This window comes from Lentibacillus saliphilus (assembly GCF_019093865.1).
Lineage (GTDB): Bacteria > Bacillota > Bacilli > Bacillales > Amphibacillaceae > Lentibacillus_B > Lentibacillus_B saliphilus.
Window position 1 is genome coordinate 616,680 of sequence record NZ_JABJXD010000001.1, and the last position, 25,174, is coordinate 641,853.

Here is a 25,174-nt window from a genome sequence, read left to right on the forward strand (position 1 = left end):
TTAAGGCTTGATGCTACACTTGTCAATTTCCTCCTAGTTATGGACAAAAGGCTTAAAGAGCAAGCATGTTGGTAAAAGCCATACTAATAATAATAGATAAAATAATCGGCAACAAAATGCCTAAACTGCTGCAAACGATCCCTGATACTGCAACCTTTTTGCTTCCTTCTTGTGAACGATTGATTTCGTTTAATCCCATAATCCCTAAGATTAAGCCAGCAACACCCAGGATTAGTCCCACAAAGGGCAATAGGATCAATACGATTGAAAGAATCCCAAGGATTAAAGAAGTCGTAGCTTTACTATTTGTCATACTACCCTTCGAAACGTCAGAATGACTCATTTTATCAGCTCCTTTTTATGCCGTTAAACGGCCTATTTGGTGATGACCACCATTGAGTTATATTGCTAATCATTGCTGTACACTTTTCCTTCATAAACCGTTCAATTTCCTGCTCAACTTCATGTTTATCAATCAAGCTCCCTATAGTCTATTCCAGGCTGCTTATTTTAGTACGGACTTGTGGTCTTCACAAAATATGTTCAGTCTTCTAAATATGAATCGTAAACAAAAATAAAAAATGAGGACATTGCTCACAATGGCAGCAGTATTCAAACTTATATTCGAAAGCGTAACGCCCGAAAGCAGATTTGGAAATAAGAAATGCGTTCCGTCTGCACTATAAATCGTTAGGAAGTTAAATGGAAAGCCATAGGTGTAAGTACTTATACTTGTGTGGAGTTGCGTAGGTGCTGAATCTGGAATCGACAAAGACAAGAGGACAATTAAGGCGAGCGACAGCAAGAGAATAGATTTATTCACGTATCCCTTACCCCAGCCCCTATTCTTATACAAAGTAAACGTCACAATCAACACAGCAATTATCACCGTCCACCAATATGTATCGGCATCCACACCAATTATTTCAAGAAAATAATGCGTCATACCACCAATTAACACTAACAGTATGTGGAATACAACAATAAATCGCAGTGATTCTAAAATCAGCCCACATCTGTTCCCCCCTTGGTCATTGATTATCATAGCCCTTCCTCCCTTTCAATCGGATGGATGGTTTCGTTAAGTGATTTATCTATAAAACAAACAATCAACATAATATTAACATAATTTTCTAGCTACATCACCAATTCTATGGTAAAATTTAGGAAATATTTTCCATGCGCAATCTAGTCCATTAACATAATTGTAAGCAGTTCCAGGAGATTGCTCTGACACTTTTTCATCTAAAAATTCTTTTGACAATTAGCTAAACAATCAATAAACTTGAAATTCTTTAGGTGGCAAAAAATCCATATATGCGGAGGTTAAACTATGGTTTTACACGTCACAGGGCTCAACAAATCATATGGTAAGGAGAAGGTATTGGATAACCTTTCTTTTAACATAAAAGAGAACCAGATCGTCGCGCTGGTGGGACCGAATGGTTCTGGCAAAACGACGCTTTTGAATATCATTACAGGGTTATTGGAAGCGGATGCGGGCGACATCAAGCTGTTCAATATGAGCCCAAAAAATCCCGACATTTTTAAGCAGATCTCCTATATGCAAGACAATTCCGTGCTGTACGATTATTTAACCGGATATGATCATCTGCAATTTATTGGTGATATTCAAGGCTGTACCAAACAGCAGATCCTCACTGCTGCAGAAAGAGTCGGAAGTGCCCATTATCTCAATAAAAAAGTGAGTAAATATTCTTTGGGAATGAAGCAGCACCTGTTGTTAACCATGGCCATCCTGAATAACCCTAAGCTTCTGATCATGGATGAACCTTTAAATGGCTTAGACCCAACCAGTACGATTCGCATACGTAATCTGTTGTTAGACCTCCATAAAGAAGGGACATCAATCCTTTTGTCTTCACACAATTTGTCCGAAATTGATCGCGTTACGTCACATATATTATTTTTAAAAAACGGCCGATTGATCGAGGAGGATATTTCCAAGTATTTACATGCGTTATACATGATCCAAGTCAGTCATGTAAAAGAAGCTGTAGAGGCTCTGGAAAACATGGGGGTTCACATTGATCACATTGAGGGGAATACTGTACACATTTCAACCCACGATCATTCCATTCAGGACATTTTTCTGAAGTTAGCGGAAAAACAAGTGGACATACTCGATATCAGCAAAAAGATCGCTGGTTCCGAGGAACGCTATCAAACGCTTTTTACAGAGGGCATATAGATGATAAAGCTGATATTGTTCGAACTGAAAAAGCTATTCAAGACTAAAAAGTTGTTGTATATAATAGCTATCATCACCTTATTTAACGTCTATCAATATACATATCATGCGACACAAGCAGATGAAATGGTTGATCGCTTATATGAGGACACTGAGCCGCTCATGAGTGCCGTTAATCGGATTGAACGTGACTTAGGAGAAAAGCGAGCAAATCAACAATTGGGCGACATGGGTTTAGCCCAATCCGACGCCGTTAAAGAGATGAAGTCTGACCTGCAAGATTTGAGAAGTGCCATCTATTCAGAAGAATTTGGCGTTGCCCCTAAATTTGAACAGGCATTTCTGCATAGTTTACAAGATTACCTCAATGTAGGTGGAGAATTCACAGTATTAAACTGGGTGGGCCTGGACTATGCTTTAGAAAAAAACGCCTGGATGATTGAGCATGACCTGGCAGTTGAAGATGAAACCTATCCGCTTTCACCACATTTATTTTTAACAGACTCCAGTGAGTGGCTATTTGGGATCTCAGGTGTCATCCTATTAGTTCTTATCCTCGGCAATATATTATCAGCAGAGCGTGAACAACACACCTGGTTCACATTGAAAACCCAGCCCATTACAAAGTCGCATATTATTTTGTCGAAATATATGGCGCTGATGCTGAGTCTATTATGTTATATGCTGTATACGATCATCATCGGGATCCTGATACCGCTTGTTTTCGGTGATTTTGAGCTGATTTTAAATTATCCGCACGTTTTGGTTAAAGGCGATGAAGTTGTGGGAATCTCCACGCTACACTATGTCAGCCTCAAAATAAGCCTGTTTGTTGGAGCAGGACTGATTGCATTGAGCTTTCTGCTGTTCATTAGCATACTGTTTAAATCTACCTTCAATACGTTAATGGTTAGCATTTTCGTATTGTTAAGCGGATATTTTTTAACGGATTCAATCCCTGCAATACAAACACCGCTTAATATTTTTCAGCATCTGCGCTTAGACAAGATCTTATCTGAAACTGGGTCCGACGCCGTATGGACATATTTGTTGTTTGCAGTGGTGTGGAGTGCCGTTTTGATCATTATGACGTTGTCTTTGCCGGAAAAAAGCGGGCGACTCATCCAGTTTACAACCGTCCGAAAATCTTTTCATTCAGGTCAAACGCATCCAACAAAAGGGCGGCTTTGGAATGTGGTGGTTTTTGAATGGCGAAAGTTGCTTAGAAAAGGTCATATGATAAACGTTTTAACCTTCACCCTGATAGTCATTGTCGGCGGCTACTTTTTTCTCCATCATGCTGAAACGAAAAAAGAAACAACTTACATCGACGGGTTGAATCAAGAAGTGAATGGGATTCAACGTGAATTGATCCCAATATTTGAAGAATCGTTAGCGGGTTATAAAGCTGAATTAGAGCATGCAGATGACGACATTTATCAAGAGGAGCTTCATGATTACATTGAAGGACATGAGGAAGCAATTCATTTGTATCAGAAACAGGTGGCTGTCATCCAAAAAGGAATCAAAGGCTATGAGTCAGAAAACTGGAAGCCTTTCTACGAGCAACAACTCTTTAGAATCAAACTGTTTAACGGTGAATTTGATGAACCTCTAAACCATATTGGTCATAGCTTTACTGGAATGGAATTTCAGAGTGGTGTAAGTCTTAAAAAAACGAAATGGTTAATGGAAAGAGACATTCAGCCCATATTTCCAGGTGATTACACACTCACCATACATGATGAATGGCCGGGAACCCCCCAAGGTGAAATCGCCCGTGCCGATTGGGAAGGGCAAAATCACAAAGTCAATGCGAGTGGGCTGTACAGCTTGTTTCACTTCTATGAGTACTATATCTATCTTGCGCTGATCGTACTGTTTCTGTTTTTACTTGGAACGGGGATGTCGTCAGAGCGGGGCAAGCAAAGCACCATACACTTTTTGCGCACACAACCGATATCCGGAAGTACATTGTTTCTTGGCAAAGTCATATGTTCGGCATTAGTGGTCACAGGCATATTTTTGGGAGTCGTGTTGTTCATCTTCCTCTTAGGAGCGATTTTTAATCGATTAGGCGACTGGAATTACCCTATTTTACATTACGATACGTTAAGTGAATCCACCGCAGTCGACTATACGGGATTCATAGCCGATGATCAAAGCTACGGATTTCATTTTATACCGCTGGGAAATTACTTACTACAGTGTTTGATACTACTCTTTTTGGCAGCTGTATTCGTGATGGTCATGGCGAACTTTTTATCGTTATGGGCTAAAAACACGACCGCTGTCATGACGCTGACCCTGATCATCGTAATCGGTGGTTACGTTGGAAGCATCGAATATATATCCGAATGGGCGTACCTGTCTCCGTTCACATACTTGGACATTATGAAAGTCGCAAATGGCGCGTTGGCCACACAATTTGATCAATCGTTGATCAATAGCTATGTAGGCTCAGTGAGCTTGGGCGTGTCCGCATTGGTATTGATCGCCCTTGGGTATGTTAAGGAAAAAATGAAGAGGAAAGCTTGAACGAGTTGGGGAAACGTATAAAAGCAGGGCTGTACAAAGCAGCCTCACGTTTGTTTCCCCCCTTAGTCATTGATTATTATAGCACCGATCCTCATCTATACACTTTCTATAAATTTAGCTCTGGTAGGTTGTGCGGCATTCATTCAGGCTGCCCTAGTAGCTGAGAAAAAAGAAAAAAACACATTACGCGGTTTATTGTTATCTCAGCTACCATAGCTGAAATCTTTATTGGTAAAAGTGCTCTATCAGCTACTGTAACCGTTATAGCTGTCGTATTAACCCTAGCATTTAGTGACTTCCAAGTTCCGAATCCCCCTTTGTTTATACTAAGTGTTTTAATATGTATCACTATATTTATTTCTATTAGGAGTTTCTTAGGGGTAATTAGAAAAATATGGTATTATTTACATATATATTGCCGAGAAAAGGTGGAATTTAAATGGAAATTACATTTGGTGACATTATTGGGTATGTATTTACTTTCGTTGTTGGTTTTGTATCAGGTGGCTTAACACTTAAATTTGTTAGTACGAACAAGTCAAAAGTACAGCAGAATAATAACACTACATTAGGTGATATAGTTGGCGGTAGCAAAAATGAAAAATAAAATAGTAAAACAAACAGGCAATTGGGTAGGTGGAGACCAAATTGCTGGAGATAAAAAAGTTTACATAGTTAAAGAAATTGCAAAAGCAAAAAATGCACTAAGAGACGAACTAGGTTTTGATCCCGATACAGATAAGGAAAATACCACATTAACAAAAAAATTAAAAGATGGAAAAATTAATGCCGACGCAAGAAGAAGTGCAATTCGTTCAAAATTAAAATCTTTAAAACTTCTATTAAAGATGTGTAAGTCTGATCATGGCAAGAAAGTTGTTGCTGATTTATACGACAACCTTATTACCGTTATAGAAACTAGATATTTATTTAACATGAACGAAGGCGAACATCTAAAAGCGAATATGGATCAAATATATGGGGAATTCACCTTTCTGGTAAAAAAATATGAAGATATGATCGACTTAGATGAAGCTTTTATTTCGGGACTATTATATATAGCAACTTCTAATTGTGCTATTAAATGGACTATAGGAGACGCATCATGAGCAATACACTAATGGTTATTAATAGAACGGAAGATTGGTTTATCCCTGATGATGCACACCTAGACCCTTTTTATTTGGGAATTCTTTTAATGGAAAAACTATCAACAAGACAAAAAGCGGGTTTGAAATATAATAGATTAAACCTTATTATTACTCTTACAGAAAAGAAGAATATGAAGGTTATCGAGACATTAGATAAAGCTATTTTAATGTTATTTAGTAGATCACTCATTCTTATAGAAGAAAGTAACAAAAAAGGCACAGCAAAATTGTTCATATCCGATCAAGGATTAAAGGTACTTGAACAATATAGGAAGGAAATCCAAAATGCATATTAATAAGATAAAAGTTCGTGGTGAATTAGAATTAGAGCAAGAGTTCGGAAGATTTAATGTAATTTTAGGGGAAAATAAAACTGGTAAATCAACTTTAATGAACCTAATTATTTATGCATTAGGAACAAGAGTTGAGAATTTCATAGATGAAATAAAATATGGAAGATGTAAACAAGTGGAATTAGATGTTAAGTGTAAAAGCGGAAGAAAATTTAAATTTATTAGATCCTTGCCAAAATCTGAAATTATAACGGTGATCCCACTTGATGAAAACAACCGCGAAGTAGATGATGGCATTTTGGTTTTTGATTTACCTGAGTTTTCCGATTATATTTTAACTGAAGAAGGCTATAGTGTACATCAAATTCCCTATGGATCCAATAAGAATGCAGCCCTAAGAATTTATTTCTTATTAAGAGCTATTTTTGTAGATCAAAATACAAATGCTGCTCAAATTTTTGCTAACTTAGGTGGAGATAATAATTATTACATAAATAACCAAAAGCTAATAAAAAAAGCAATAATTGAGGAGTTTTTAGGCAAAGAAAATCATAGCCTACAAAAATTAAGAGTTGAATTGCAATCCTTATTAAAAGATAGAAATGAAGAAAACGCAAAACTGAAAATAATTAACGAAATCATTGACAAAGATATAGATGAATTTGATTTTTTAAAAAAGAACTTGAAAAGCATGGAAACAGAGCTATTAACAATTCAAAATCAAAAGGAAGAGCTATCACATGCTAAAAGCGAAAAATTATTAGAATTAAATAGTGTTAATGATGACCATATACAAAATGAAATATTACATCTAGGAAATACTAAAGAGGTTACTTCAGAGAAACTCCTTGAATTAAAATTAGAACTCTTTGACACCAAAGATATTATAAAGAACTTAAATAATGAAGTAGACAAATATAAAAAAATGATTGTTGCGAGACAATTAATTACAAAAATCCCCGTTGATAGCTGTCCAATTTGTTTGACTGATATAGATGTAAACATTTTTAGCAAAAAAGAGGATGACACATGTCCTTTTTGTAATAATACAAATAGCAATGATCAAATCTATGAAAATATTGGGTACTTTAGAATGTTAAATGAATCAAAAATTGAAGCAGAAAAACTTGAAGGAGAAATTGGTGAAGAAATAAAAATCCTAAATGAGAAACTTAAAATTATTAACAATCAAACAAAAAAACTACGCAATGAAGAATTAAAACAGAACAATGAAACAAAAAATGCTATTGAAGAAATTATTAATAATATAAAACAAAGATATGAATACTTAATATTTATGGAAGAAAAGTATAAAATCTTTATAAAAAACTTGAAACAATCTAATTCCATAAAAGATAGAAAAAAAGAGCTTACCGTAGATATATCCGAAGTAAGAGAAAATTTAACTGAACTTGAAAGTGATAATTCTACAGCAGAAATAAGTAAAATTGAAAAGTGGGAAGAATTATTATTCAATACATTAGGATATATTTATAAAGATGTTGATGACGTTAGATTAAATAATAATTTTCTGCCTATAGTTGATAATACCGAAATTTCAAAAGTTTCGAGCGCTAGCTTCAAAGTTGCAACTAGGTTAGCCTATGTACTTTCCCTTTTAAAACTACAAGATTATAAAAATATTAATCACCTTGGTTTTGTATTATTCGATTCACCAAAAGATAAGGATTTAGATTCAGATAAATATTATAGATTTTTAGAGAAAGTTAAAAACTTAAAAACTGGGCAAGTCATATTAAGTGGTAGTAGTAAAGAAAAAGGACTTTATGAGAGTTTATTTTCTAATGACGAAATTATATTGGATTTAGAAGAAGGCAGTAAACTACTACAAAAAAAAGCAACCTTATAGCCTTTTTAAACTAATTCATGAAATCGGGGCTTTGTCAAATAAAGTGTGTAAGTGTCATTTTACACAAGGTACTTTAACACTCTATCTTTTAGCTCATCTTGAAGAGGAAGTTGGTTCATAACCATTGCCTAGTTTTGGATATGTCCACTTTCCCATTTGGCTTCGGGTTCTTTTACACTCCCTTATTTTTATTTTTGATGAGGTTCACCGTACCGGTTTGTAGGGTAAAATAAAAGCAAGACACTAATTAGTATACTTACGATTATGTTTATTATATTTTTACATCCATCTGGTTTAACCAATTGTACCATCTTTTTTACCGCTTTTTCTAATGTATTAATACTTTTTCAAAAGAAGAAAAAGCCTATTACCTTTTCCCTTTCGGCAAAGGCATTAGGCTTTTTTTCAGCAATTGCACCTGGTCACAAGGAAGGGTGACAAATCAGGTGTATAAACTTAAAATGCCCCCAAAATCCCCAATCAATTCCATTTTATTTTACTTTTGTAAAGCAAACATAGTAGGCATAAATTGATGTTAGCCTCACAAAAGAATCATGGTATTTATCAACTTTTTATTTAGGCAATTCACTCACATCTCTGATCTGCGTTACAGGTACTCTTCTGAATTCTTGATCTTTTATTTCTCTCATAAGGTCAACAATGTACGATTTGTTATCAACTTTGGGAATTGTAAATATCAGATGATTAACGAATCCGGGAGTAATCCCGGTATCTTTTCCTATGTAAAATCCATTTAAAGACTCTCCATTTGGAAGTTCTTTTACCTTAGGGTAAAAGTTTGATGCAAACATCCCTCCACCTGACATTGTAAGACTTCCTTCATTTTGTTTAACATTAGCCATAACTATAAATCGACAAATAGGTTCATAAAATGTCTGTGCGTAAACATAGAAATGAATCTTTCTATTATCCTGACTTTCTTCATTAAGTGCATAAGCAACTATGTTTTCATAGGGCTTATACTCTTCCGGCGTTAGTCTCCCATTTCTTACTAAATCAACCATTTGTCTTAAAGTCATATCAAACCCATTATGGTACATATCTAGGTATAGCTTCTGGGTAATAATAGCTGGTACTTCTACATTAGTCATTTTTATGGGTACAAACAGAACGTTGTGTTTACTTTCCCTCATAATTGCATTCTGCCATTCAAGTTTAACCATTTCGCTTTTTAAACTATTTTCTGATATAAAAAAGAAAAATACCTTGCACTTTTCTAAGCCTTTGCTCATTTCATCTATAATACCTTGACCTGGTTGAATCGACCAATCATCGAAAAAAATATTTTCCTCTCCAAAAACTTCTTTTAACCCATGAGCAATAGGGCCAACAATTGGTTTATCTTTATGTTGATGACTTAAAAATATCAAAGCTATTCACCTTCCTCATTTTTTAAAAATCAAACATCCTATTTCACCCTAATTACGTTAGTCTTGAGGTAGTATCTTTATTATTATGTCAGATGACCTCTATTTCCAAGTCATTATCATTGAACTCCTTTTGGTCTTGTTCTGTAAACAAAGATGCCTCACCATTTGTAAAGCGTTGCAGGACTGCTTCAACATTTATCACATCATATATCTCTTGTTCAATTACTTCCATAACAATGGCATCCATCTTGACCTCTTTAAATGATATGCCTACTTTTCTCAGCAAAGTCTCTGTTTCAACCAAGTTCAGCTTCAATGACAATGCTATACGAAATACCAGGATTGCACTTCTCTTGATCATTAATATACCTACTAAGGGCTGATTTTTTTATTTGGCTCCGTCTCGATGTAGTAGCTTGTGTTATATCTTTTTCAAACATTAATTGTTCTATATGACGTAGTACTTATGTATGATCCAAATTTAATATACCATTATTTACCTATTATTTGGCTATTATTTGGCTATTTTTACCGTTTTTGTTTCAACAAAAAACCTGTATAAATAAGATCACACATGCTCTTACTTACACAGGTTTTTTATAACATTCTATAAAGGATAAACTAATATTTTTCCAGATATTCTATAATAGAGGCTGCAGCATTTTGAGTATCGTCCATTTCTAAATCATTGGAAGTCGTTTGCAATATGTTGATAATTAAATTCTTATAACTTAAAGCTATTATTTCGTTATTCGCTAGTTCCTTATTGATGTCGTATCCATGGCTAACATTATAGAAAACCATATCGCTGCCAATATAAGACTCAGTGTATGCAATTGTAATCGTTAGTAACCTATTTTCATCTTCATTCTCGTAATAGTACATTTCTTGCGTAGGTTCAAGAGGGCTTAATTCACCACTTGTTGTTAGCCAACCACGTTTACTAAAAGTGAGATTTTCATCAACTCTTATCGCATCTATTCCACCTGAACTTCCTCTAAAGTGATATCCGTCTATTTTTACTTCATTAGAAAAACCTTCATACAGCCTCTGATACGTAGCATAGTCCAATATTTCTTCTGTGTTCCTTTTAATGTCAATAGGATCTTTTACGCCGTTAGTATGTACAGCACTTTTTGAGTGGGGTGAATTAACAACTTTATCCGTGCTATTATCGATACGAAAACAAGCTGATAGTAGTAATAGCAATAATAAAATAAATATCATAACGTATTTCTTCATATCACACATCCCCTTTTTTTGGAAATATCCCCCAAAAAGAGTATAACATTTTAAATAATTTAAATAAAAAAAGAGGAGGTGGGGATTAACCTCCGTTGCCCCCCATCACCCTCCCCAAACAAGCCCTTCCCTCGCCAACTGAATCGGTCCATTAAAATAGGCCGCTGCTTCTTCAACAAGCTGTTCTCTGTTTCCGTATTGTGGTAAGTGACTTAAGATCAATTCACCGACATCAGCGTCTCGGGCGATTTGTCCGCCTTCTGCGCTTGTCATATGGCCTGCATTTGTTCCGTCCTGATGGGCATAAAAGTTACAATCAACGACGAGGAGGTCTGCACCTTTGGTAAACTCAGACCACGATTCCTGGTAGGCTGTGTCTGCTGTGTAGACGATCGTTTTGTCGCCGTCTGATATGCGCATGCCATAGCACGGAGCGGGGTGTATTGTTTTTAAAAAGGATATGGTGAATGGGCCGACCGACAACGCCTCTGTTGGATCATAGGCTATCCCTTGTGTCATCTGATAGGTTAACGCTTTGAACCCGTCTTGATCGTCGGTATGGCCATAAATCGGTAGAACCGCTACATCCGCTTCTAAAAAGGATTGCACAAGTCGAGCGTATTGAAGCACACCGACATCTGCTATGTGATCTTGATGATAATGGGAAATAATGACCGCATCAATGTCTGATAATGCTTTGTATGCTTGGAGACGCGACAGTGCGCCACTTCCAGCATCCACGAGCAGCGTAAAGCCGTCCTTCTCTAAAAGATAGGCAGATGTAGCACTTTCTGGAGCGGGAAAGCCACCCCAATATCCGATAACTGTCCATTTCATTGTTCATTCCTCCAAATATTGGTTTTTGTTGTAACACACTATTGACATTATTCATACTGTTATACTACAATACTTTTAACGAACTAAAGGAGGCTGCCCTTTATGATGAACGTTGTTGAATTTTTTCGTAACCTACCAAACAAGAAGTGCCATGTTTGCATGAATGATATCACTGAAAAGGCCGATTGCTACGGCAACATCTGTGATGATTGCGACCATCCTGCCCGCTAAATGTCACTGTCATATAACACGCCACAGATAAACGCGTTTATAAAGTCAGTATTTCACTTTCACTAGAGAAAAACAATATTTTGTATGTTAATAGTGTGTTAAATCGTATCGGTTTAGCACGCTATTTTTGTAACTGTAGTATGTTTTATAAAGTGATTGTTCTCCCCTCCTTAACTTAGGCACCGATATGCACAGTATTCTGCCAAGACTTGTTTATATTATTGAAAAATTGTATCATTCCTGTTAGTTTTAATTTATAATTCTAATTAGAGTCACGAAACATTAATTGAAAGGGGATTAACTTATGTCGAACCGTTTGACACGTAATCAAGTTCCAGTTGAACAGACGTGGAATTTGACCGATTTATTCGCTACAAAGGAAGACTGGGAACAAGAACTCAAGGCTGTTCAAGAGGATGTCACACAGATTACTGAGTTTAAAGGAAAGCTAGGCGATTCTGCTCACACGTTACTCAGCGCAGCCAAAGCACTCGAAGGCTATGAAAAGCGCTTAATTCGAGTTGGTACATATGCGAGCCTTCGTGCGAGTGCGGATGGAGCTGATCCGGAAAATCAAGCTGATGCGGCTAAATTCGGTTCTGCGATGGCGAGCATTGGTGCGAAGCTGTCGTTTTTTGATTCCGAGCTATTAGAGGTACCTGCGGAGACGCTCGAACGCTTTCTTGAGGAAGAGTCTGGGCTTCAGACGTACAAAAAAATGCTTGATGATTTAATGGAACGGAAGCCACATACGTTGGCACCGGACATTGAAGAAACATTGGCCGCTCTCGGTGAGGTTCACGATGCACCGTATATGATTTATGAGCGGAGCAAGTCCTCCGACATGGCATTTGATCCGATCACAGATGCATCAGGACAAGAACTGCCGATGTCGGAAGCATTGTATGAGGACCGCTATGAAATGTCGGCGAATACAGAGGAACGTCGCAAGGCATATGATTCGTTCATCAACACATTAAATCACTATAAGCATACGTATGCGGCAACATATGCTACAGAGGTTACGAAGCAGGTCACGATGGCAAAGCTACGTGGTTTTGAATCTGTTACCGATATGCTGCTCCATTCTCAGCAGGTGACACAGGAGATGTATCACAATCAGCTTGATGTCATTCAAAAAGAGCTGGCGCCACATATGCGTCGCTATGCCAAGCTTGTGCAAGAGGATTATGGCTTAGATGAGCTACGTTTTTGTGATTTGAAAGCACCACTCGATCCTGAATTCAACCCGTCGACAACGTATGACGAAGCGAAAGAGATGATTCTTGACGCGCTCAAGGTGATGGGTCCAGAATACAGTGGCATTATGGAGGAAGGCTTAACGAATCGCTGGGTTGATTTAGCCGATAACGTTGGAAAGCAAAGTGGTGCTTTTTGTGCGAGCCCATATGGTGTCCACCCTTACATTTTGATCACTTGGACAGATATGATGCGCGGCACGTTTACATTGGCGCATGAGCTAGGCCATGCTGGACATTTTTATTTAGCAGGTAAAAACCAAGAGCTCGTTAATACGCGCCCATCAACGTACTTTGTTGAAGCACCATCGACGATGAATGAGCTGCTACTAGCTGAACATCTCATGAACAATACAGATGATCAACGCATGAAGAAATGGGTCATTAGTCAGCTGCTCGGAACGTACTATCACAATTTTGTAACTCATTTACTTGAAGGTGAATTCCAAAGACGTGTATATGCACTCGCTGAAGGTGGCACACCACTGACTGCTGATGTCCTATGTCAGCAAAAAAAGGAAACCATTGAAAACTTCTGGGGCGATGCTGTATCAATTGATGACGGTGCAGGCCTCACTTGGATGCGCCAGCCACATTACTACATGGGGCTGTACCCATATACGTACTCAGCTGGATTAACCGTATCGACCGCTATGGCCCAAAAGATTAAAAAAGACGGCAAGCCTGCTGTTGAACAGTGGCTAGACGTCTTGCGTGCTGGTGGCACACTGAAACCATTAGATCTCATTAAAAAGACTGGCATCGACATGTCAAAACCGGACGCAATCAAAGAAGCAGTTGCCTACGTCGGTTCACTCATTGACGAATTGGAAAAATAAACAAGCGTATCACGCACAATAACAAGAGGGTCGCACAAACCAGTTCCATCGTTTGTGCGACTCTTGTTTTATTCATTAATCGGCAATTCCGTCGTCACGCCCAAATGGTTCCCCGCTTTCATATCAATGTACCGACCGGTCACGCCTTTGTAATTCTTTTCTTCGATATAGTAGCCAAGCTCCTTAACCACTCTGTCATCATCGAAAAAGACCAAGCGATAATCTGGATGAGGTATATCAATATCTGCCGTAGAAGCTGTATCAGTCGTCTCTAATTGTGATATTAAATCATCAATGAATGTTTCATCTGAGATCGTATGAATGACTTCAGCACTGTCCCACTTTTCTATGGTAATGGACGTGATCGTTTCGTCCTGGAACAATTCATTTTGCTGACATGCAGCTAAAGCAAGCAACGATAGACAAAGAACAAGCTTTACAATTGTCCGGATAAATCCCCACCTCCTCCGTCAAAATATATGTTTGTAAGACTAATCGTACCAAAGCCGCTTAAGTGCGTGCTTTAATTTTGATGAAGTAAGCTATATGTGTTACTAAGCACTCACAGCTTATCGAACAATGGAATTATTTCCTCTTTGCTCATCGGTTTTCCAAATAAATAACCTTGTCCGAGTACCGATGGCATATTGAGCAATGGGTCGAGTTGCGCCTCTGCCTCAATACCTTCAACGACGACATTTAAGTCTAAATTTAAACCGATATCAATGATTGTCCGAACGAGCGCCTGCTGTTTAACATCTGATGGATCGTCAATAAACGCCTTATCAATTTTAATCGTATCAATTGGAAGGCTTTTAAGGACATGCAATGATGAATAACCCGTACCAAAATCATCAATTGCTGCCTTGATTCCCATGGCATGCAGGTCTTTTAAAACACGCGTCGTCTGGGCCGTATTTTGCATAATGCTCTCGGTAATTTCAAGCTCGAGATAAGCTGGATTGACCCCTGTCCGGTGCAAAATCTGTTTCAAAGAAGGTATGAACCTATTATGTTGAAATTGTTTTACGGACACATTAACAGACATTAATACATTTGAAAATCCTCGATCATGCCATATTTTCAGCTGCTTACATGCTTCTTCCAATGCCCATCCACCAATCATATTAATTTGACCAGATTCCTCAGCAGCTGGAATAAATTCAGCAGGAGATATCACCCCATATTCAGGGTGCTCCCAGCGCAACAGAGCTTCCACACCAACAACGTCTCTTGTCGCAAGTATAACCTTTGGCTGATACAATAACGACAGTTCATCATTGGCAATGGCATGTCTCAATCCACTTTCAATCTTTAATCGTCTGACGAGCATGTTATTCAAAACTTCATTATAGAGTTGATAGTGCTTATCCGGGCTTTTTTTAGCGTCATACATCGATATGTCTGCACATTTGAGAAGTACGTCACTCGTTCGCCCATGTTCTGGAAAAAGGCTCATTCCGATGCTTGGGGTAATTATTATGTCGTAATCCTCAATAGATAACGGGACACTAAATTGCTCGGTAATATGCTCGGCAATGTTAAGACACCCTTCTTCAGTTCTATTAGGAAGGATCATCATAAATTCATCTCCACCAATGCGATAAATACGATCATCAGGACCAATTGACTGTTTTAACCGCTCAGCTGCTTTATTTAACAACAGATCCCCAACATGATGTCCAAGCGTGTCGTTAATTTGTTTAAACCCATCCAAATCTAAAAGGAAAATACCGACTGATGCATTGAGATGGCGTGCTTTCTGAATATATTCTTTCAAATCCGTTTGAAGGCGACTTCGATTTTTTAAGGAAGTTAATGGATCATGGTGTGCTAAATATCTATATTTTTTCATGAGTGAATTCGTTTGCCTAATGACGACCAGTTGCCGCACTGTAATGAATAGCAGCGTAAGACCTAGGCCGATTGCAAGAGGGTTAGATGATACATTCGAATAGCTGACGAACAAAACGACAAGCACTAAAACGGCTGCATAAGGAATAACACTATCTTCTTCACCTATGAAATGCTCTATACGCCATTGTAATGTTGATCCCTCTTCTTTTGCATATCGGCCTGCTAGCCCGATCAAGAGAAGCGCCACACTCCAAAAAGGCGCTAAAAGACTATCAATATGATCAATTCCTTCACTAAGCATATAAATATAACTCGTATCACCAATGACTTGAATGCCAAAACCGACCATCATGATAAGTAGCCACTTTTGCTTCAGACGTGAATATAAATAATAGATATGTAGCATGACAAAAATAATGGCTAAATCAATGATAGGGTATGCGCGACTTAACACGATTACAATAAATGATTCATGAATTAAATCGAAAGTGGGCTTAATCAAAAAATGTGCGCTTACAGAGATTGCAAAGGTCATAAATATTAATACATTAAAATAAAAACGACTTCTAAGCTTATTGCGTTGCAAATGATAAGAAAGGTACATTAAGGCTGTTAAAAAAATGACGTAAGCTAAGACGCCTAATATGTGAGCAATGTTGAGATTGATCTCAACCTGAAACAGCACTTGATAGTTGAGTAGAAATAAATGGGACATACTGTAACTAAGGACGCCCAATGTAAGCAAGAACCAAAATCGTCTTCCCTTTTGATCGACCATCCCTTGAGCGGCTTTTCTAATCCATATAAAACTAACCAATCCTCCAGCTAACGAAAACATGCGTGTTCCAAATGCCTCAACCGAATCATTGTTTCCGATTAAGAAAAGCCAGCTATAAAAAGCAGCTACATATACGACTATCATGATGATTGCGTGACGTTTTTTCATGGTGCTTCCTCACTTCTCAGTTGATCATTTGGATTATTCAGGGAGAGCCTTCGTTTATGTAACAGCAGCACTTCGCGTTTGTGTTGTGATTATTTTAACATGCTGAAAATGAATAATATAGCGTTTTTTATGTGGGTATTATTTCCATTGGAAGGGCGAGGAAAGATATGCATAGTACAAGGAGTTTAACATTTTTCCCAAATGATCCTAAGACCACTTTCTAGGAATATCTCAGAGCGTCAAAGTGATTAACATATGATGTAGGTTGGTTCATACATTTATGAAATAGACGGACAATCTGAGTTACCTGAAACGGAAGGCGGCGACTCCAGCGGGAACAGCACGAGTCCGAAGACCCCGCAGAGGTTTAAGGATGGAAGGCAAAAGTCGCGACGTCCTGTCGCACCGCCTTCATGACCAACATCGTGTTGGCCCGAGGCTGAGGCCGTGCCCGCGGAAAGCGTCCGCCTGCAGTGAAAGGTAACGGCGTTCTAACCCTCCCCATGCTTAAATGAAATTCAGAATAAATAGGCTTAAAATCAACACCTAAATATACCATACGAAATTTACTATACGAGGCATTATATTGTAGTTTAATTCATAAAAAAAGACCGCTCCTTAGATTCTTAGCTAGGAGCGGTTACGTCTAGAGTTGTTATTTTAATTGTTTAAAAATGATAGAATCTCTTTAGCTGCTTGTTCGCCTTGACCGATACAATCAGGAACACCAATGCCTTCATATGAGCTGCCAGCAAGGTACACACCTGGCAAAGCATCAGCCATTTTTTCGCGGACGTCTTTAAGACGTTCTTTGTGCCCGACTGTGTATTGTGGCATGGCATGCTTCCACCGCGTAATGACGGAGAACTCAGGTTGATCGGTAATGTCCATCGTTTTCTTCAAGTCTTTCATCACGATGTCGATAATCTCATCATCTGAGTAGTCAACGACCTCTTGATCATTTGGTCTTCCAACGTAGCAGCGGACAAGTGCCTTTCCTTTTGGTGCGGCGTTTGGCCATTTTTTATGTGTCCACGTACACGCTGTAATTCGGTAATCACTTGTACGGGAAATGACAAAGCCAGTTCCATCGATATCCTGTTTAATGGCGCTTTCGTCAAATGCAAGTGCCACGTTAGCGACCGAGGTCGCTGGTACGTCCTTAAACACGTTGAAAAACGGATATTGACTGAGCATGTTCGGGACTGCGTGATGCGACGTCGCCATCACAACAGCATCCGCCTGCAGTACGTCGGCATTATCAAGTAATACATGATAGCCGTGCGTCTTTCGTTCTATATGATCAACAGCTGTACCGACAATCAGCGTTTCATTGTCGATGGCTTCAACGAGCGTTTTGACCAACGATTCTAGCCCATTTTTAAAGGAAAAGAACATGCCAGGCTTTTTTTGCTGGCCTTTGGTCGGCTTTGGCATCGTCGCTTGTAATCCTTTAATGAGGCTGCCATACTCTTGCTCAAGCTGATAGAAGTTCGGAAACGTCGCCATCAGGCTCATCTCATCAATATCCCCTGCATATATGCCGGACAACAAAGGTTCAACAAGATTTTCCACAAGCTCATCACCGAAACGATATCGGAAAAAACCGCCAAGTGACTGGTCATCTGTCGGCTTGCTTTTTGACTTTACGAGGTCCAGTCCAGCACGTAATTTTCCCTTTGGCGAAAAAATGCCCGAAAACAAAAAGGGACGAGCTTGTGTTGGAATGCCCATAAACGCACCCTGTGGCATTTTATGCAGCTTATCATGCACCATAATATAAGACTGTCCTGTACCGTTGCGGACGAGTTCATCCGCCATGCCTAATTCTTCAGCTAAGTGAACGGCCGGCTTTTTACGCGCGAGAAATGAGTCAGGACCGCGTTCGATCGTAAAGCCATCACGCTGAACGGTTTTTATTTTACCGCCCAGCCGATCGCTCGCTTCGATCAGCTTAATCGTATAAGGCAATCCAACTGATTTAATCTCTTTTTGCAAATAATAGGCTGTTGTTAAACCGGTGATGCCGCCGCCAATGATGACAATTTGTTTACTGTTATTCATTACGCATCACGCTTTAATTGATCCATTACGACATCTGCCAACGTTGAAATGAATTGTGGATGACTGTTTGGCATTTCTGGACGATAGTAGCTCGCTCCGATATCATCACATACGACCTTACATTCATAGTCGTTGTCATAAAGTACCTCAAGGTGATCCGCCACAAAGCCGACTGGTGCATATACAAACGTCGTATAGCCTTTTTGTTCAAATAGATCACGTGTTAAATCTTGTACGTCTGGGCCAATCCATGGATCTGGTGTATTGCCTTCGCTTTGCCAGCCGATTTCATAATCCGTTATACCAGTCGCTTCAGAAATGAGCTTTGCGGTTGCCTCGAGCTGCTGAGGATAAGGGTCTCCACCAGCAAGAATCTTTTCTGGTAAGCTATGGGCAGATACGACGAGCACCGCTTTTTCGCGTTCAGCATCCGTCATTTTGGCATAAGTCTCTCCAATAACGTCTGCCCAATATTTAATAAAGCCTGGTGCATCATACCAGCTTTCAACTGATTTAATTTGGATATTGCCGTGTTCTGCCGCGGCATCATTTGCGCGTTTATTGTATGACTTCACACTGAACGTCGAATAATGCGGTGCAAGGACGATGGAGACGGCTTCTTCAATCCCGTCTTTTGCCATCTCTTCAACTGCATCCTCAATAAAAGGTTCAATATGCTTCAGTCCTATATAGGCTTTGAATTCATATGCGTCTTGGCTTGCATTCAACTGATCTTCTAGCGCTTGTGTTTGCTGTTTTGTAATTTCGGCAAGCGGTGAAATTCCACCAATTGCCTTGTAACGTTCTGTTAAATCATCAAGTGCCTCTTGAGAAGGCTTACGTCCGTGACGAATGTGCGTATAATAACGTTCAATATCCGCTTCCTTGTATGGCGTACCGTACGCCATAACGAGCAATCCGATTTTTTTTCGTTCCATATTAAGCACCTCTTTGAGTCTTGGTTTTTAATGATTGTATGAGCAAGCTAAAGCCGGCTCATGTGATATTTTGTAAAAATAGTCCTCTGCCTATCGTGCGGAATACGTATGAATGAGATCGGCTAGCTTCTTCAAAGTTTCTGGCTTGATGTCTGGTGTGACACCGTGTCCGAGATTGAAGACATGATGTCCGTCTTCAATGGATTCATCAAGAATTTTTTTCGTACGTGCCTCGATCGTCTCCCAATTCGATAATAGTATTGCTGGATCAAGATTACCTTGGAGCACTTTTGTGATGCCCATCGCGCGCGCTTCTTTAATCGATGTGCGCCAATCCAGACCGATAACATCCACAGGGAGATCGTTAAATTCGAGCAATAAATGGTTCGCACCAACACCGAATAAAACAAACGGAACATCTGTGTTTTTTTGTAATTCAGTAAAGATATGTGTCATGATCGGCTTAATGAATGTTCGGTAGTCTGCCACGTTCAATGTGCCGACCCATGAATCAAAAATTTGAATAGCACGTGCACCTGCTTTTATTTGAGCGTTAACATACGTAATCGTCATATCTGCCAGTTTGTCCATTAACGCAAACCAAACATCCGGCTGACGGTACATAAAGGCTTTCGTTTTGGCGTATGTTTTTGACGGGCCTCCCTCAATCATATAGCTGGCGAGTGTGAAAGGCGCACCGCTAAAGCCAATAAGTGGAACAGATAATTGTTCCTTTGTTAATAATCGAATTGTATCGAGTACATAAGGCACATCGGTTTCAGGTGTAATCGTTCCGAGCTTTTCCACATCCTCCATTGTTTCAATTGGATTATGTATGACCGGACCGATTCCTGACTTAATTTCGACGTCGACACCGATAGCAGGAAGTGGCGACATAATGTCTTTGTATAAAATAGCTGCGTCAACATTGTACTGTTCAACTGGTAGCCGCGTCACATATGCGCATGTTTCGGGCTGATGGGTAATTTCAAATAGCGAATATTTTTCTTTAAGCTTGCGATATTCGGGCTGCGATCTACCTGCTTGGCGCATAAACCAGCACGGTGTATAATCTGTTTTTTCCCCTTTGTAAGCACGAATAATCGTATCATTGAGTTGTTTTGTCACGTATCTTCACCCTTTTCCACTATTTCCACGCTTGAATCCCAACTTCTACTATAAAGATTCTTTTCGCTTCTGCATAGCGATTATATAAAATGTCATTAATTTGTTTAAAATTATTATTGATTAATATTGATTAGGGATTAAGACCGTCATCCTCAAATCGATCAAACCAAGAGACAGATACAGCTTCTGATTTGTGCCCTTCTTGCTTTGTTAAGGGATCATAAGGGATGACATAATAAACGTCTGGGCTGAATAGCGGTACCCGTTTTATCGTGAATTCCTGCTCACCCTTAACGACGCCAATGCGCTCATCATCGCCATCTTTTTCTTTATAAATATGATACTCTATACGATCGTCGGTGCCGCCTGACCAAGTGAGTTTTCCTTGCAGCAAGGTCACTCCACCAAAATCATATGAAAGGTTGACATCATGAATGTCTGGAAGCTCAATCGGTTTTTCTAAGGCCGCAACATGGTCAGGCTTCGTGAATGATGGTGTGAGCGGTTCGGATTCATCTAATTCCCTCAATATTGCTTTCGTTAGCCGCGTTGGGTAGGGGCTACCGCCCGTTAAGTAATGTGCTTCATCAGAGCGATCATACCCCATCCAAGTTGCAACGACGTAATCCGGTGTATAACCGACAAACCAGGCATCCTTATAGTTTCCTTTGACACGCGGATGCTGTGTTGATCCCGTTTTACCTGCTAACGCCTTAGGATAGTCACCGACATCCCCAGTGCCTTCTTGAACAGCTGTTGTGAGCATTTCAGTCATATACCATGCCACTTGTGCAGAGAAAACCTCAACTTCCTCATGTTTGACTGTTTCAATTGAGTTTTGATCACTATCATATATGGTTACGATGGCATGTGGTGTAATCATTTTTCCTTCGTGGGCAAATGCTCGATAGCCTTTTACCATATCAAGTGGGCTAACGCCATGTGTTAAACCACCAAGTGCAACGCTCAAACCATCATCTGGAATAGAGATATCCAATTTATTTAAATACTCTTTTGCATAAGGGAGACCGATCTCATTTAGTAACCAAACTGCTGACGTGTTTTTAGATTCAATAAGTGCCTCATATAACGAAACAGAGCCTTCATAATGACCATCATGGTTTCTAACTGAATAGTCCGCAATGGCCTCTTGCTCATCGACAAGCATCGAATAAGGTGTGTACGTATCGGCATCCATTAATGCAGGGGCATAGACAGCCAATGGCTTAAACGTTGACCCAGGCTGGCGATTGACTGTTACACGATTCAGGTCTCCGAGTTTATAATCCCGTCCTCCAAGTGCAGCAGCAATCGTCCCCGTCGATTGATCCATAAGGACAAACGCCCCTTCTGTGCCTTCAGTATTCCCCGGGAAATACTCATCCTGCTGAAACAGATCATATGCTGTTTTTTGCGCAGTACTGTTGAGCGCAACAACAATTCGATACCCGCCACGCTTCAGTTCATTAATGCTCAAATGATATTGGTCTGCAGCTTCTTTCATCACGAGATCAATATAACTATTTAACCACGGCTTTGCTTCTTTTTCTTGCACATTTAAAGCAAGGGTTTGACCTTGTGCCCGCAACTTTTCTTCAGTTGTGATATATCCGGCATCTGTCATCGCTTTTAAGACGACATTCCGTCTCGTTCGTGCTTTTTCTGGGTGATGAATTGGAGAATAACCATTCGGCGCCTTGGCAAGACCTGCTAGAAGCGCCCCCTCTGTAAGCGTTAAGTTTGCCGCTTCCTTTGAAAAAAATGTTTGGGCAGCCATTTCGATGCCGTAAACACCTTTTCCAAAATAAATCTCATTCAAATAGAGCTCAAGAATCTCATCCTTTGAAAGCGTTCGTTCCAAGTAAATAGCGGCCATGGCTTCTTTTGTTTTCCGGAGCCACGTTTTATCATGCGATAAAAAGAGATTTTTTGCGAGCTGCTGTGTAATCGTACTTCCACCTTCCACTTTGTCCATGGCAATGATGTCTTTATATACAGCGCGGGTAATCGCTTTTAGATCAACTCCGGAGTGTTGACGAAAACGTCTATCCTCAATCGCAATAAATGCCTCTTGTACATGCTTGGGCACTTGATCAATCGTGATTGGAACTCGGTTTTCTGTATAAAGCCGACCAATCTCTTCTCCATCAGACGTTTCAATGAACGTGGTCGCATCTAGTACGAGGGCATCATCATTGACAACCCACCTTCCACCATACAAAATGACCGTATAGCCGATGAGACCGAGTAAGATGACAAGGGCAGCAGTCCAAGCGGACCATTTCAATATCCGCTTCGATGTCCAATTTGTTTTATGTTTCTTCTTGCTTTTTTGTTTGTTGTTTTTCATATGTTCCACCAATCTTATGTCTAAACGTGCCTTTGTTACAGTATACGACAAAAACAGACGCCATTAAAGTTTAGCAACTGCGGATAAATGATAGAGGAAGAGTGGAATAGGGTAAGGCAGAATAACGTAATATATTAAGAGTGATTAAAATAGATAGGACACTTTCATATGCTTGATGTCATAAGACAGCGCACATTAAGGGAAGTTGGCTTGTAAAGAGACGACGTTTTAAAGGCTTGGGGAGAGGATTATGGTTCAATTTGCTTGACGAATTGCTATTGATCAACGATACAATGAAGAATAGAAGGGCTTGGATCGAAAGGAGTGCACTTCAATGAAGGCATATATGACAAACGGGACCTTAGATTTTTTACTTCAATTAAATGATAAGCATCCAGAGCACCATTTTTACTTTATGGAGCACAACGCAAACATCACGGCTTACTACGAGTCGGATAAAAAGACAGTGTTTGTGTCCGGAAGAGATTATGACATCATTGCTCAAGACGGACATATGCGGGACGACGGCTATGTCGTCATGAATAACATACCTGTGACAGAAGAAGGACAGCCTGTTTTTGAAGACCGTTTCAAAAAAAGCGAAAAGCGCATGCAAGGTGTTCCTGGATATTATGCGTTCCGACTTTTGCGACCAACACGCGGACTGACCTATGTCGTTTTAACGCAATGGGCACGAAAAGCCGATTATGACAAATGGACGTCTTCTCCCCACTTCTCTGCCGCCCATGCAGATCAACAAACGAAACAACCCGCCTATTTTGCCGATCGTCCTTTTGTAAATCATTATCATATGGTTGATTTTGACGAAGATGACTGAAACGAACATCGTAAAAACGCTGCCTTCAAGCAATTAGGCAGCGTTTTGAGCGTCATTTTTCTTCATCCACAACATATTCATTGAAAAAGGCGCGGAATTCTTCTTCTGGCTTTTGACCGACAACCCGGGCAACTTCTTCACCGTTTTCATAATGGATTAATGTTGGTGTACTTTCAATTTCAGCTTTCTCGAATTCTAGCAAATTATATTTTTTCATATCAATGTTCAATTCCTCAGCAATCGGGACGAGAATTGGTGTTGTGTTCACACAAAAAGAACATTTAGGACTGTAGTAATAAACCGTTAGATCTTCTTTATTCGCCAATTTCTCACCTAGTTCCTCAGGTAAAATTTGATTGCCGTAATTCGGATCATCAAGCTGAGCAATGGTTGCTGGGTCAAGCTTGTCTTTTCCAAAAGGATTATCCTCGGATGCTTGTTTGTTCTTTGTAGAGACTACGAAGTATAAAGCTCCGAATAATACAACAATGACCAATACAATAATGAGCATCTTATTTTTCATGAATCGTTTCCTCCTTGGTAGTTTTCATCAAAAGAACGTGGAGCGTAATGATGACTAGGAACGCAACCCCAGCCAAAAAGGGAATGGTCACGAATCCGAAATAATTGACATATGACGCACTGCACGGCACAGCGCCACACGCATCCCCCGCTTGTTGCAGGAGCGGAAGTTTTTGCGTTAAATAGTGCCACGTTGATACGAGAAGGCCTATGCTGCTCAAAATTAATCCAGCTTGAGCATGCGCGATGTCCTTTTTCCAGGCAGCGATCCCATATATAACGACAAGTGGATACATGAAAATGCGCTGTATCCAGCATAATTCACAAGGAATATACGCCATGACTTCTGAATAAAACAAACTCCCTGCAGTTGCAACAAGCGCCTGTGTCCAAATGACCATCAGCAACGTATCTCGTTTGAGCATCTCTATCCTCTCCCCTTTGTTCACTAGTATTATACTAGTATATATAGTGAAAAACAAAAGAGAACTATAGGAGATTGAGCTTGATAGAGATGCTGAGAAGTGGCGACGTCCGTGCGTCGGTTTGTCGTGCGTTCTTGAAAAGGCTAGAAGGAAGTGGTCAATGTGCGATCACTTCCTTCTTGTTTTCGGTTTGAGCACGAATCGGATATGCGGCGCTTTTTCGATTTATGCGTGCGGACCACG

23 protein-coding genes are annotated in these 25,174 nt (G+C 39.5%); 9 read left to right on the forward strand and 14 right to left on the reverse strand.

Annotation, left to right across the window (positions count from 1 at the left end):
• Nucleotides 1-52: 52 nt before the first annotated feature.
• A complete protein-coding gene (locus HPC67_RS03185) occupies nucleotides 53-343 on the reverse strand; it encodes a DUF4190 domain-containing protein (protein WP_217585977.1) in 291 nt (96 codons plus the stop codon).
• Between the two features lie 162 nt (nucleotides 344-505).
• Nucleotides 506-1,045, reverse strand: coding sequence for a hypothetical protein (locus HPC67_RS03190; RefSeq protein WP_217585978.1), 540 nt, complete (start codon nucleotides 1,043-1,045; stop codon nucleotides 506-508).
• 288 nt (nucleotides 1,046-1,333) lie between these two features.
• On the opposite strand from HPC67_RS03190, the gene HPC67_RS03195 reads away from it, so the two are divergent.
• From HPC67_RS03195 to HPC67_RS03220, 6 genes are all read left to right on the forward strand, one after another.
• Complete coding sequence (locus tag HPC67_RS03195) at nucleotides 1,334-2,212, forward strand: ABC transporter ATP-binding protein (protein ID WP_217585979.1); 879 nt, start codon at nucleotides 1,334-1,336, stop codon at nucleotides 2,210-2,212.
• Nucleotides 2,213-4,750, forward strand: coding sequence for an ABC transporter permease (locus HPC67_RS03200; protein WP_217585980.1), 2,538 nt, complete (start codon nucleotides 2,213-2,215; stop codon nucleotides 4,748-4,750).
• Between the two features lie 439 nt (nucleotides 4,751-5,189).
• On the forward strand, nucleotides 5,190-5,357 hold the full coding sequence (locus HPC67_RS03205) for a hypothetical protein (RefSeq protein ID WP_217585981.1): 168 nt from the start codon (nucleotides 5,190-5,192) through the stop codon (nucleotides 5,355-5,357).
• Nucleotides 5,347-5,859 carry a hypothetical protein gene (locus HPC67_RS03210; RefSeq protein WP_217585982.1) on the forward strand — a complete coding sequence of 171 codons (513 nt, stop codon included), beginning with the start codon at nucleotides 5,347-5,349 and terminating at the stop codon, nucleotides 5,857-5,859. The genes HPC67_RS03205 and HPC67_RS03210 overlap by 11 nt, the downstream gene beginning before the upstream one ends.
• The gene (locus tag HPC67_RS03215; RefSeq protein ID WP_217585983.1) at nucleotides 5,856-6,197 is read left to right on the forward strand and encodes a hypothetical protein; all 342 of its coding nucleotides are present in this window, start codon (nucleotides 5,856-5,858) and stop codon (nucleotides 6,195-6,197) included. The genes HPC67_RS03210 and HPC67_RS03215 overlap by 4 nt, the downstream gene beginning before the upstream one ends.
• Nucleotides 6,187-8,064, forward strand: coding sequence for a hypothetical protein (locus tag HPC67_RS03220; RefSeq protein WP_217585984.1), 1,878 nt, complete (start codon nucleotides 6,187-6,189; stop codon nucleotides 8,062-8,064). Before HPC67_RS03215 ends, HPC67_RS03220 begins: the two co-directional genes overlap by 11 nt.
• A gap of 572 nt (nucleotides 8,065-8,636) precedes the next feature.
• Here the strand turns inward: HPC67_RS03220 and HPC67_RS03225 are convergent.
• The 4 genes from HPC67_RS03225 to HPC67_RS03240 form a co-directional block, all read right to left on the reverse strand.
• The gene (locus HPC67_RS03225; protein ID WP_217585985.1) at nucleotides 8,637-9,455 is read right to left on the reverse strand and encodes a toll/interleukin-1 receptor domain-containing protein; all 819 of its coding nucleotides are present in this window, start codon (nucleotides 9,453-9,455) and stop codon (nucleotides 8,637-8,639) included.
• Nucleotides 9,456-9,543: 88 nt separating this feature from the next.
• Nucleotides 9,544-9,816 carry a hypothetical protein gene (locus HPC67_RS03230; protein ID WP_217585986.1) on the reverse strand — a complete coding sequence of 91 codons (273 nt, stop codon included), beginning with the start codon at nucleotides 9,814-9,816 and terminating at the stop codon, nucleotides 9,544-9,546.
• Nucleotides 9,817-10,076: 260 nt separating this feature from the next.
• Entirely contained in the window at nucleotides 10,077-10,697 is a 621-nt protein-coding gene (locus HPC67_RS03235; protein WP_217585987.1) for a hypothetical protein, read from the reverse strand.
• 105 nt (nucleotides 10,698-10,802) lie between these two features.
• The gene (locus tag HPC67_RS03240) at nucleotides 10,803-11,534 is read right to left on the reverse strand and encodes an MBL fold metallo-hydrolase (RefSeq protein WP_217585988.1); all 732 of its coding nucleotides are present in this window, start codon (nucleotides 11,532-11,534) and stop codon (nucleotides 10,803-10,805) included.
• A 102-nt stretch (nucleotides 11,535-11,636) separates the two neighbouring features.
• Between HPC67_RS03240 and yhfH the strand changes: the two genes are divergently transcribed.
• Together yhfH and pepF are read left to right on the forward strand one after the other, a co-directional pair.
• The gene (gene yhfH / locus HPC67_RS03245; RefSeq protein ID WP_217585989.1) at nucleotides 11,637-11,765 is read left to right on the forward strand and encodes a protein YhfH; all 129 of its coding nucleotides are present in this window, start codon (nucleotides 11,637-11,639) and stop codon (nucleotides 11,763-11,765) included.
• A gap of 304 nt (nucleotides 11,766-12,069) precedes the next feature.
• The gene (gene pepF / locus HPC67_RS03250; protein ID WP_217585990.1) at nucleotides 12,070-13,863 is read left to right on the forward strand and encodes an oligoendopeptidase F; all 1,794 of its coding nucleotides are present in this window, start codon (nucleotides 12,070-12,072) and stop codon (nucleotides 13,861-13,863) included.
• A 68-nt stretch (nucleotides 13,864-13,931) separates the two neighbouring features.
• Here the strand turns inward: pepF and HPC67_RS03255 are convergent, their stop codons facing one another.
• From HPC67_RS03255 to HPC67_RS03280, 6 genes are all read right to left on the reverse strand, one after another.
• Nucleotides 13,932-14,279 (reverse strand): hypothetical protein, encoded by a 348-nt coding sequence (locus HPC67_RS03255; RefSeq protein WP_217585991.1) that lies wholly within the window; start codon nucleotides 14,277-14,279, stop codon nucleotides 13,932-13,934.
• 146 nt (nucleotides 14,280-14,425) lie between these two features.
• Nucleotides 14,426-16,666: a putative bifunctional diguanylate cyclase/phosphodiesterase gene (locus HPC67_RS03260; RefSeq protein ID WP_217585992.1), complete on the reverse strand. Its 2,241-nt coding sequence runs from the start codon at nucleotides 16,664-16,666 to the stop codon at nucleotides 14,426-14,428.
• A 660-nt stretch (nucleotides 16,667-17,326) separates the two neighbouring features.
• Complete coding sequence (hemY, locus tag HPC67_RS03265; protein ID WP_217585993.1) at nucleotides 17,327-18,730, reverse strand: protoporphyrinogen oxidase; 1,404 nt, start codon at nucleotides 18,728-18,730, stop codon at nucleotides 17,327-17,329.
• The gene (gene hemH / locus HPC67_RS03270; protein ID WP_217585994.1) at nucleotides 18,730-19,668 is read right to left on the reverse strand and encodes a ferrochelatase; all 939 of its coding nucleotides are present in this window, start codon (nucleotides 19,666-19,668) and stop codon (nucleotides 18,730-18,732) included. The genes hemY and hemH overlap by 1 nt, the downstream gene beginning before the upstream one ends.
• Before the next feature lie 90 nt (nucleotides 19,669-19,758).
• Nucleotides 19,759-20,796 carry a uroporphyrinogen decarboxylase gene (gene hemE, locus HPC67_RS03275; protein WP_217585995.1) on the reverse strand — a complete coding sequence of 346 codons (1,038 nt, stop codon included), beginning with the start codon at nucleotides 20,794-20,796 and terminating at the stop codon, nucleotides 19,759-19,761.
• Nucleotides 20,797-20,926: 130 nt separating this feature from the next.
• The gene (locus tag HPC67_RS03280; RefSeq protein ID WP_217585996.1) at nucleotides 20,927-23,146 is read right to left on the reverse strand and encodes a transglycosylase domain-containing protein; all 2,220 of its coding nucleotides are present in this window, start codon (nucleotides 23,144-23,146) and stop codon (nucleotides 20,927-20,929) included.
• 334 nt (nucleotides 23,147-23,480) lie between these two features.
• Between HPC67_RS03280 and HPC67_RS03285 the strand changes: the two genes are divergently transcribed.
• Complete coding sequence (locus tag HPC67_RS03285; protein ID WP_217585997.1) at nucleotides 23,481-23,984, forward strand: antibiotic biosynthesis monooxygenase family protein; 504 nt, start codon at nucleotides 23,481-23,483, stop codon at nucleotides 23,982-23,984.
• Nucleotides 23,985-24,036: 52 nt separating this feature from the next.
• Here HPC67_RS03285 and HPC67_RS03290 read toward each other — a convergent pair whose 3' ends face one another.
• Together HPC67_RS03290 and HPC67_RS03295 are read right to left on the reverse strand one after the other, a co-directional pair.
• Complete coding sequence (locus HPC67_RS03290) at nucleotides 24,037-24,507, reverse strand: thioredoxin family protein (RefSeq protein ID WP_217585998.1); 471 nt, start codon at nucleotides 24,505-24,507, stop codon at nucleotides 24,037-24,039.
• Complete coding sequence (locus HPC67_RS03295) at nucleotides 24,497-24,931, reverse strand: disulfide oxidoreductase (RefSeq protein WP_217585999.1); 435 nt, start codon at nucleotides 24,929-24,931, stop codon at nucleotides 24,497-24,499. Before HPC67_RS03295 ends, HPC67_RS03290 begins: the two co-directional genes overlap by 11 nt.
• Between the last annotated feature and the right edge of the window lie 243 nt (nucleotides 24,932-25,174).

Coding starts and splice junctions, on each gene's coding strand:
- HPC67_RS03290 (WP_217585998.1), bottom strand. CDS start 24,507: ATGAAAAATAAGATGCTCATTATTGTATTGGTCATTGTTGTATTATTC.
- hemY (WP_217585993.1), bottom strand. CDS start 18,730: ATGAATAACAGTAAACAAATTGTCATCATTGGCGGCGGCATCACCGGT.
- HPC67_RS03185 (WP_217585977.1), bottom strand. CDS start 343: ATGAGTCATTCTGACGTTTCGAAGGGTAGTATGACAAATAGTAAAGCT.
- HPC67_RS03220 (WP_217585984.1), top strand. CDS start 6,187: ATGCATATTAATAAGATAAAAGTTCGTGGTGAATTAGAATTAGAGCAA.
- HPC67_RS03205 (WP_217585981.1), top strand. CDS start 5,190: ATGGAAATTACATTTGGTGACATTATTGGGTATGTATTTACTTTCGTT.
- HPC67_RS03210 (WP_217585982.1), top strand. CDS start 5,347: ATGAAAAATAAAATAGTAAAACAAACAGGCAATTGGGTAGGTGGAGAC.
- pepF (WP_217585990.1), top strand. CDS start 12,070: ATGTCGAACCGTTTGACACGTAATCAAGTTCCAGTTGAACAGACGTGG.
- HPC67_RS03240 (WP_217585988.1), bottom strand. CDS start 11,534: ATGAAATGGACAGTTATCGGATATTGGGGTGGCTTTCCCGCTCCAGAA.
- hemH (WP_217585994.1), bottom strand. CDS start 19,668: ATGGAACGAAAAAAAATCGGATTGCTCGTTATGGCGTACGGTACGCCA.
- HPC67_RS03280 (WP_217585996.1), bottom strand. CDS start 23,146: ATGAAAAACAACAAACAAAAAAGCAAGAAGAAACATAAAACAAATTGG.
- HPC67_RS03215 (WP_217585983.1), top strand. CDS start 5,856: ATGAGCAATACACTAATGGTTATTAATAGAACGGAAGATTGGTTTATC.
- HPC67_RS03200 (WP_217585980.1), top strand. CDS start 2,213: ATGATAAAGCTGATATTGTTCGAACTGAAAAAGCTATTCAAGACTAAA.
- HPC67_RS03195 (WP_217585979.1), top strand. CDS start 1,334: ATGGTTTTACACGTCACAGGGCTCAACAAATCATATGGTAAGGAGAAG.
- yhfH (WP_217585989.1), top strand. CDS start 11,637: ATGATGAACGTTGTTGAATTTTTTCGTAACCTACCAAACAAGAAGTGC.
- HPC67_RS03260 (WP_217585992.1), bottom strand. CDS start 16,666: ATGAAAAAACGTCACGCAATCATCATGATAGTCGTATATGTAGCTGCT.
- HPC67_RS03230 (WP_217585986.1), bottom strand. CDS start 9,816: ATGATCAAGAGAAGTGCAATCCTGGTATTTCGTATAGCATTGTCATTG.
- HPC67_RS03190 (WP_217585978.1), bottom strand. CDS start 1,045: ATGATAATCAATGACCAAGGGGGGAACAGATGTGGGCTGATTTTAGAA.
- HPC67_RS03235 (WP_217585987.1), bottom strand. CDS start 10,697: ATGAAGAAATACGTTATGATATTTATTTTATTATTGCTATTACTACTA.
- HPC67_RS03295 (WP_217585999.1), bottom strand. CDS start 24,931: ATGCTCAAACGAGATACGTTGCTGATGGTCATTTGGACACAGGCGCTT.
- HPC67_RS03285 (WP_217585997.1), top strand. CDS start 23,481: ATGAAGGCATATATGACAAACGGGACCTTAGATTTTTTACTTCAATTA.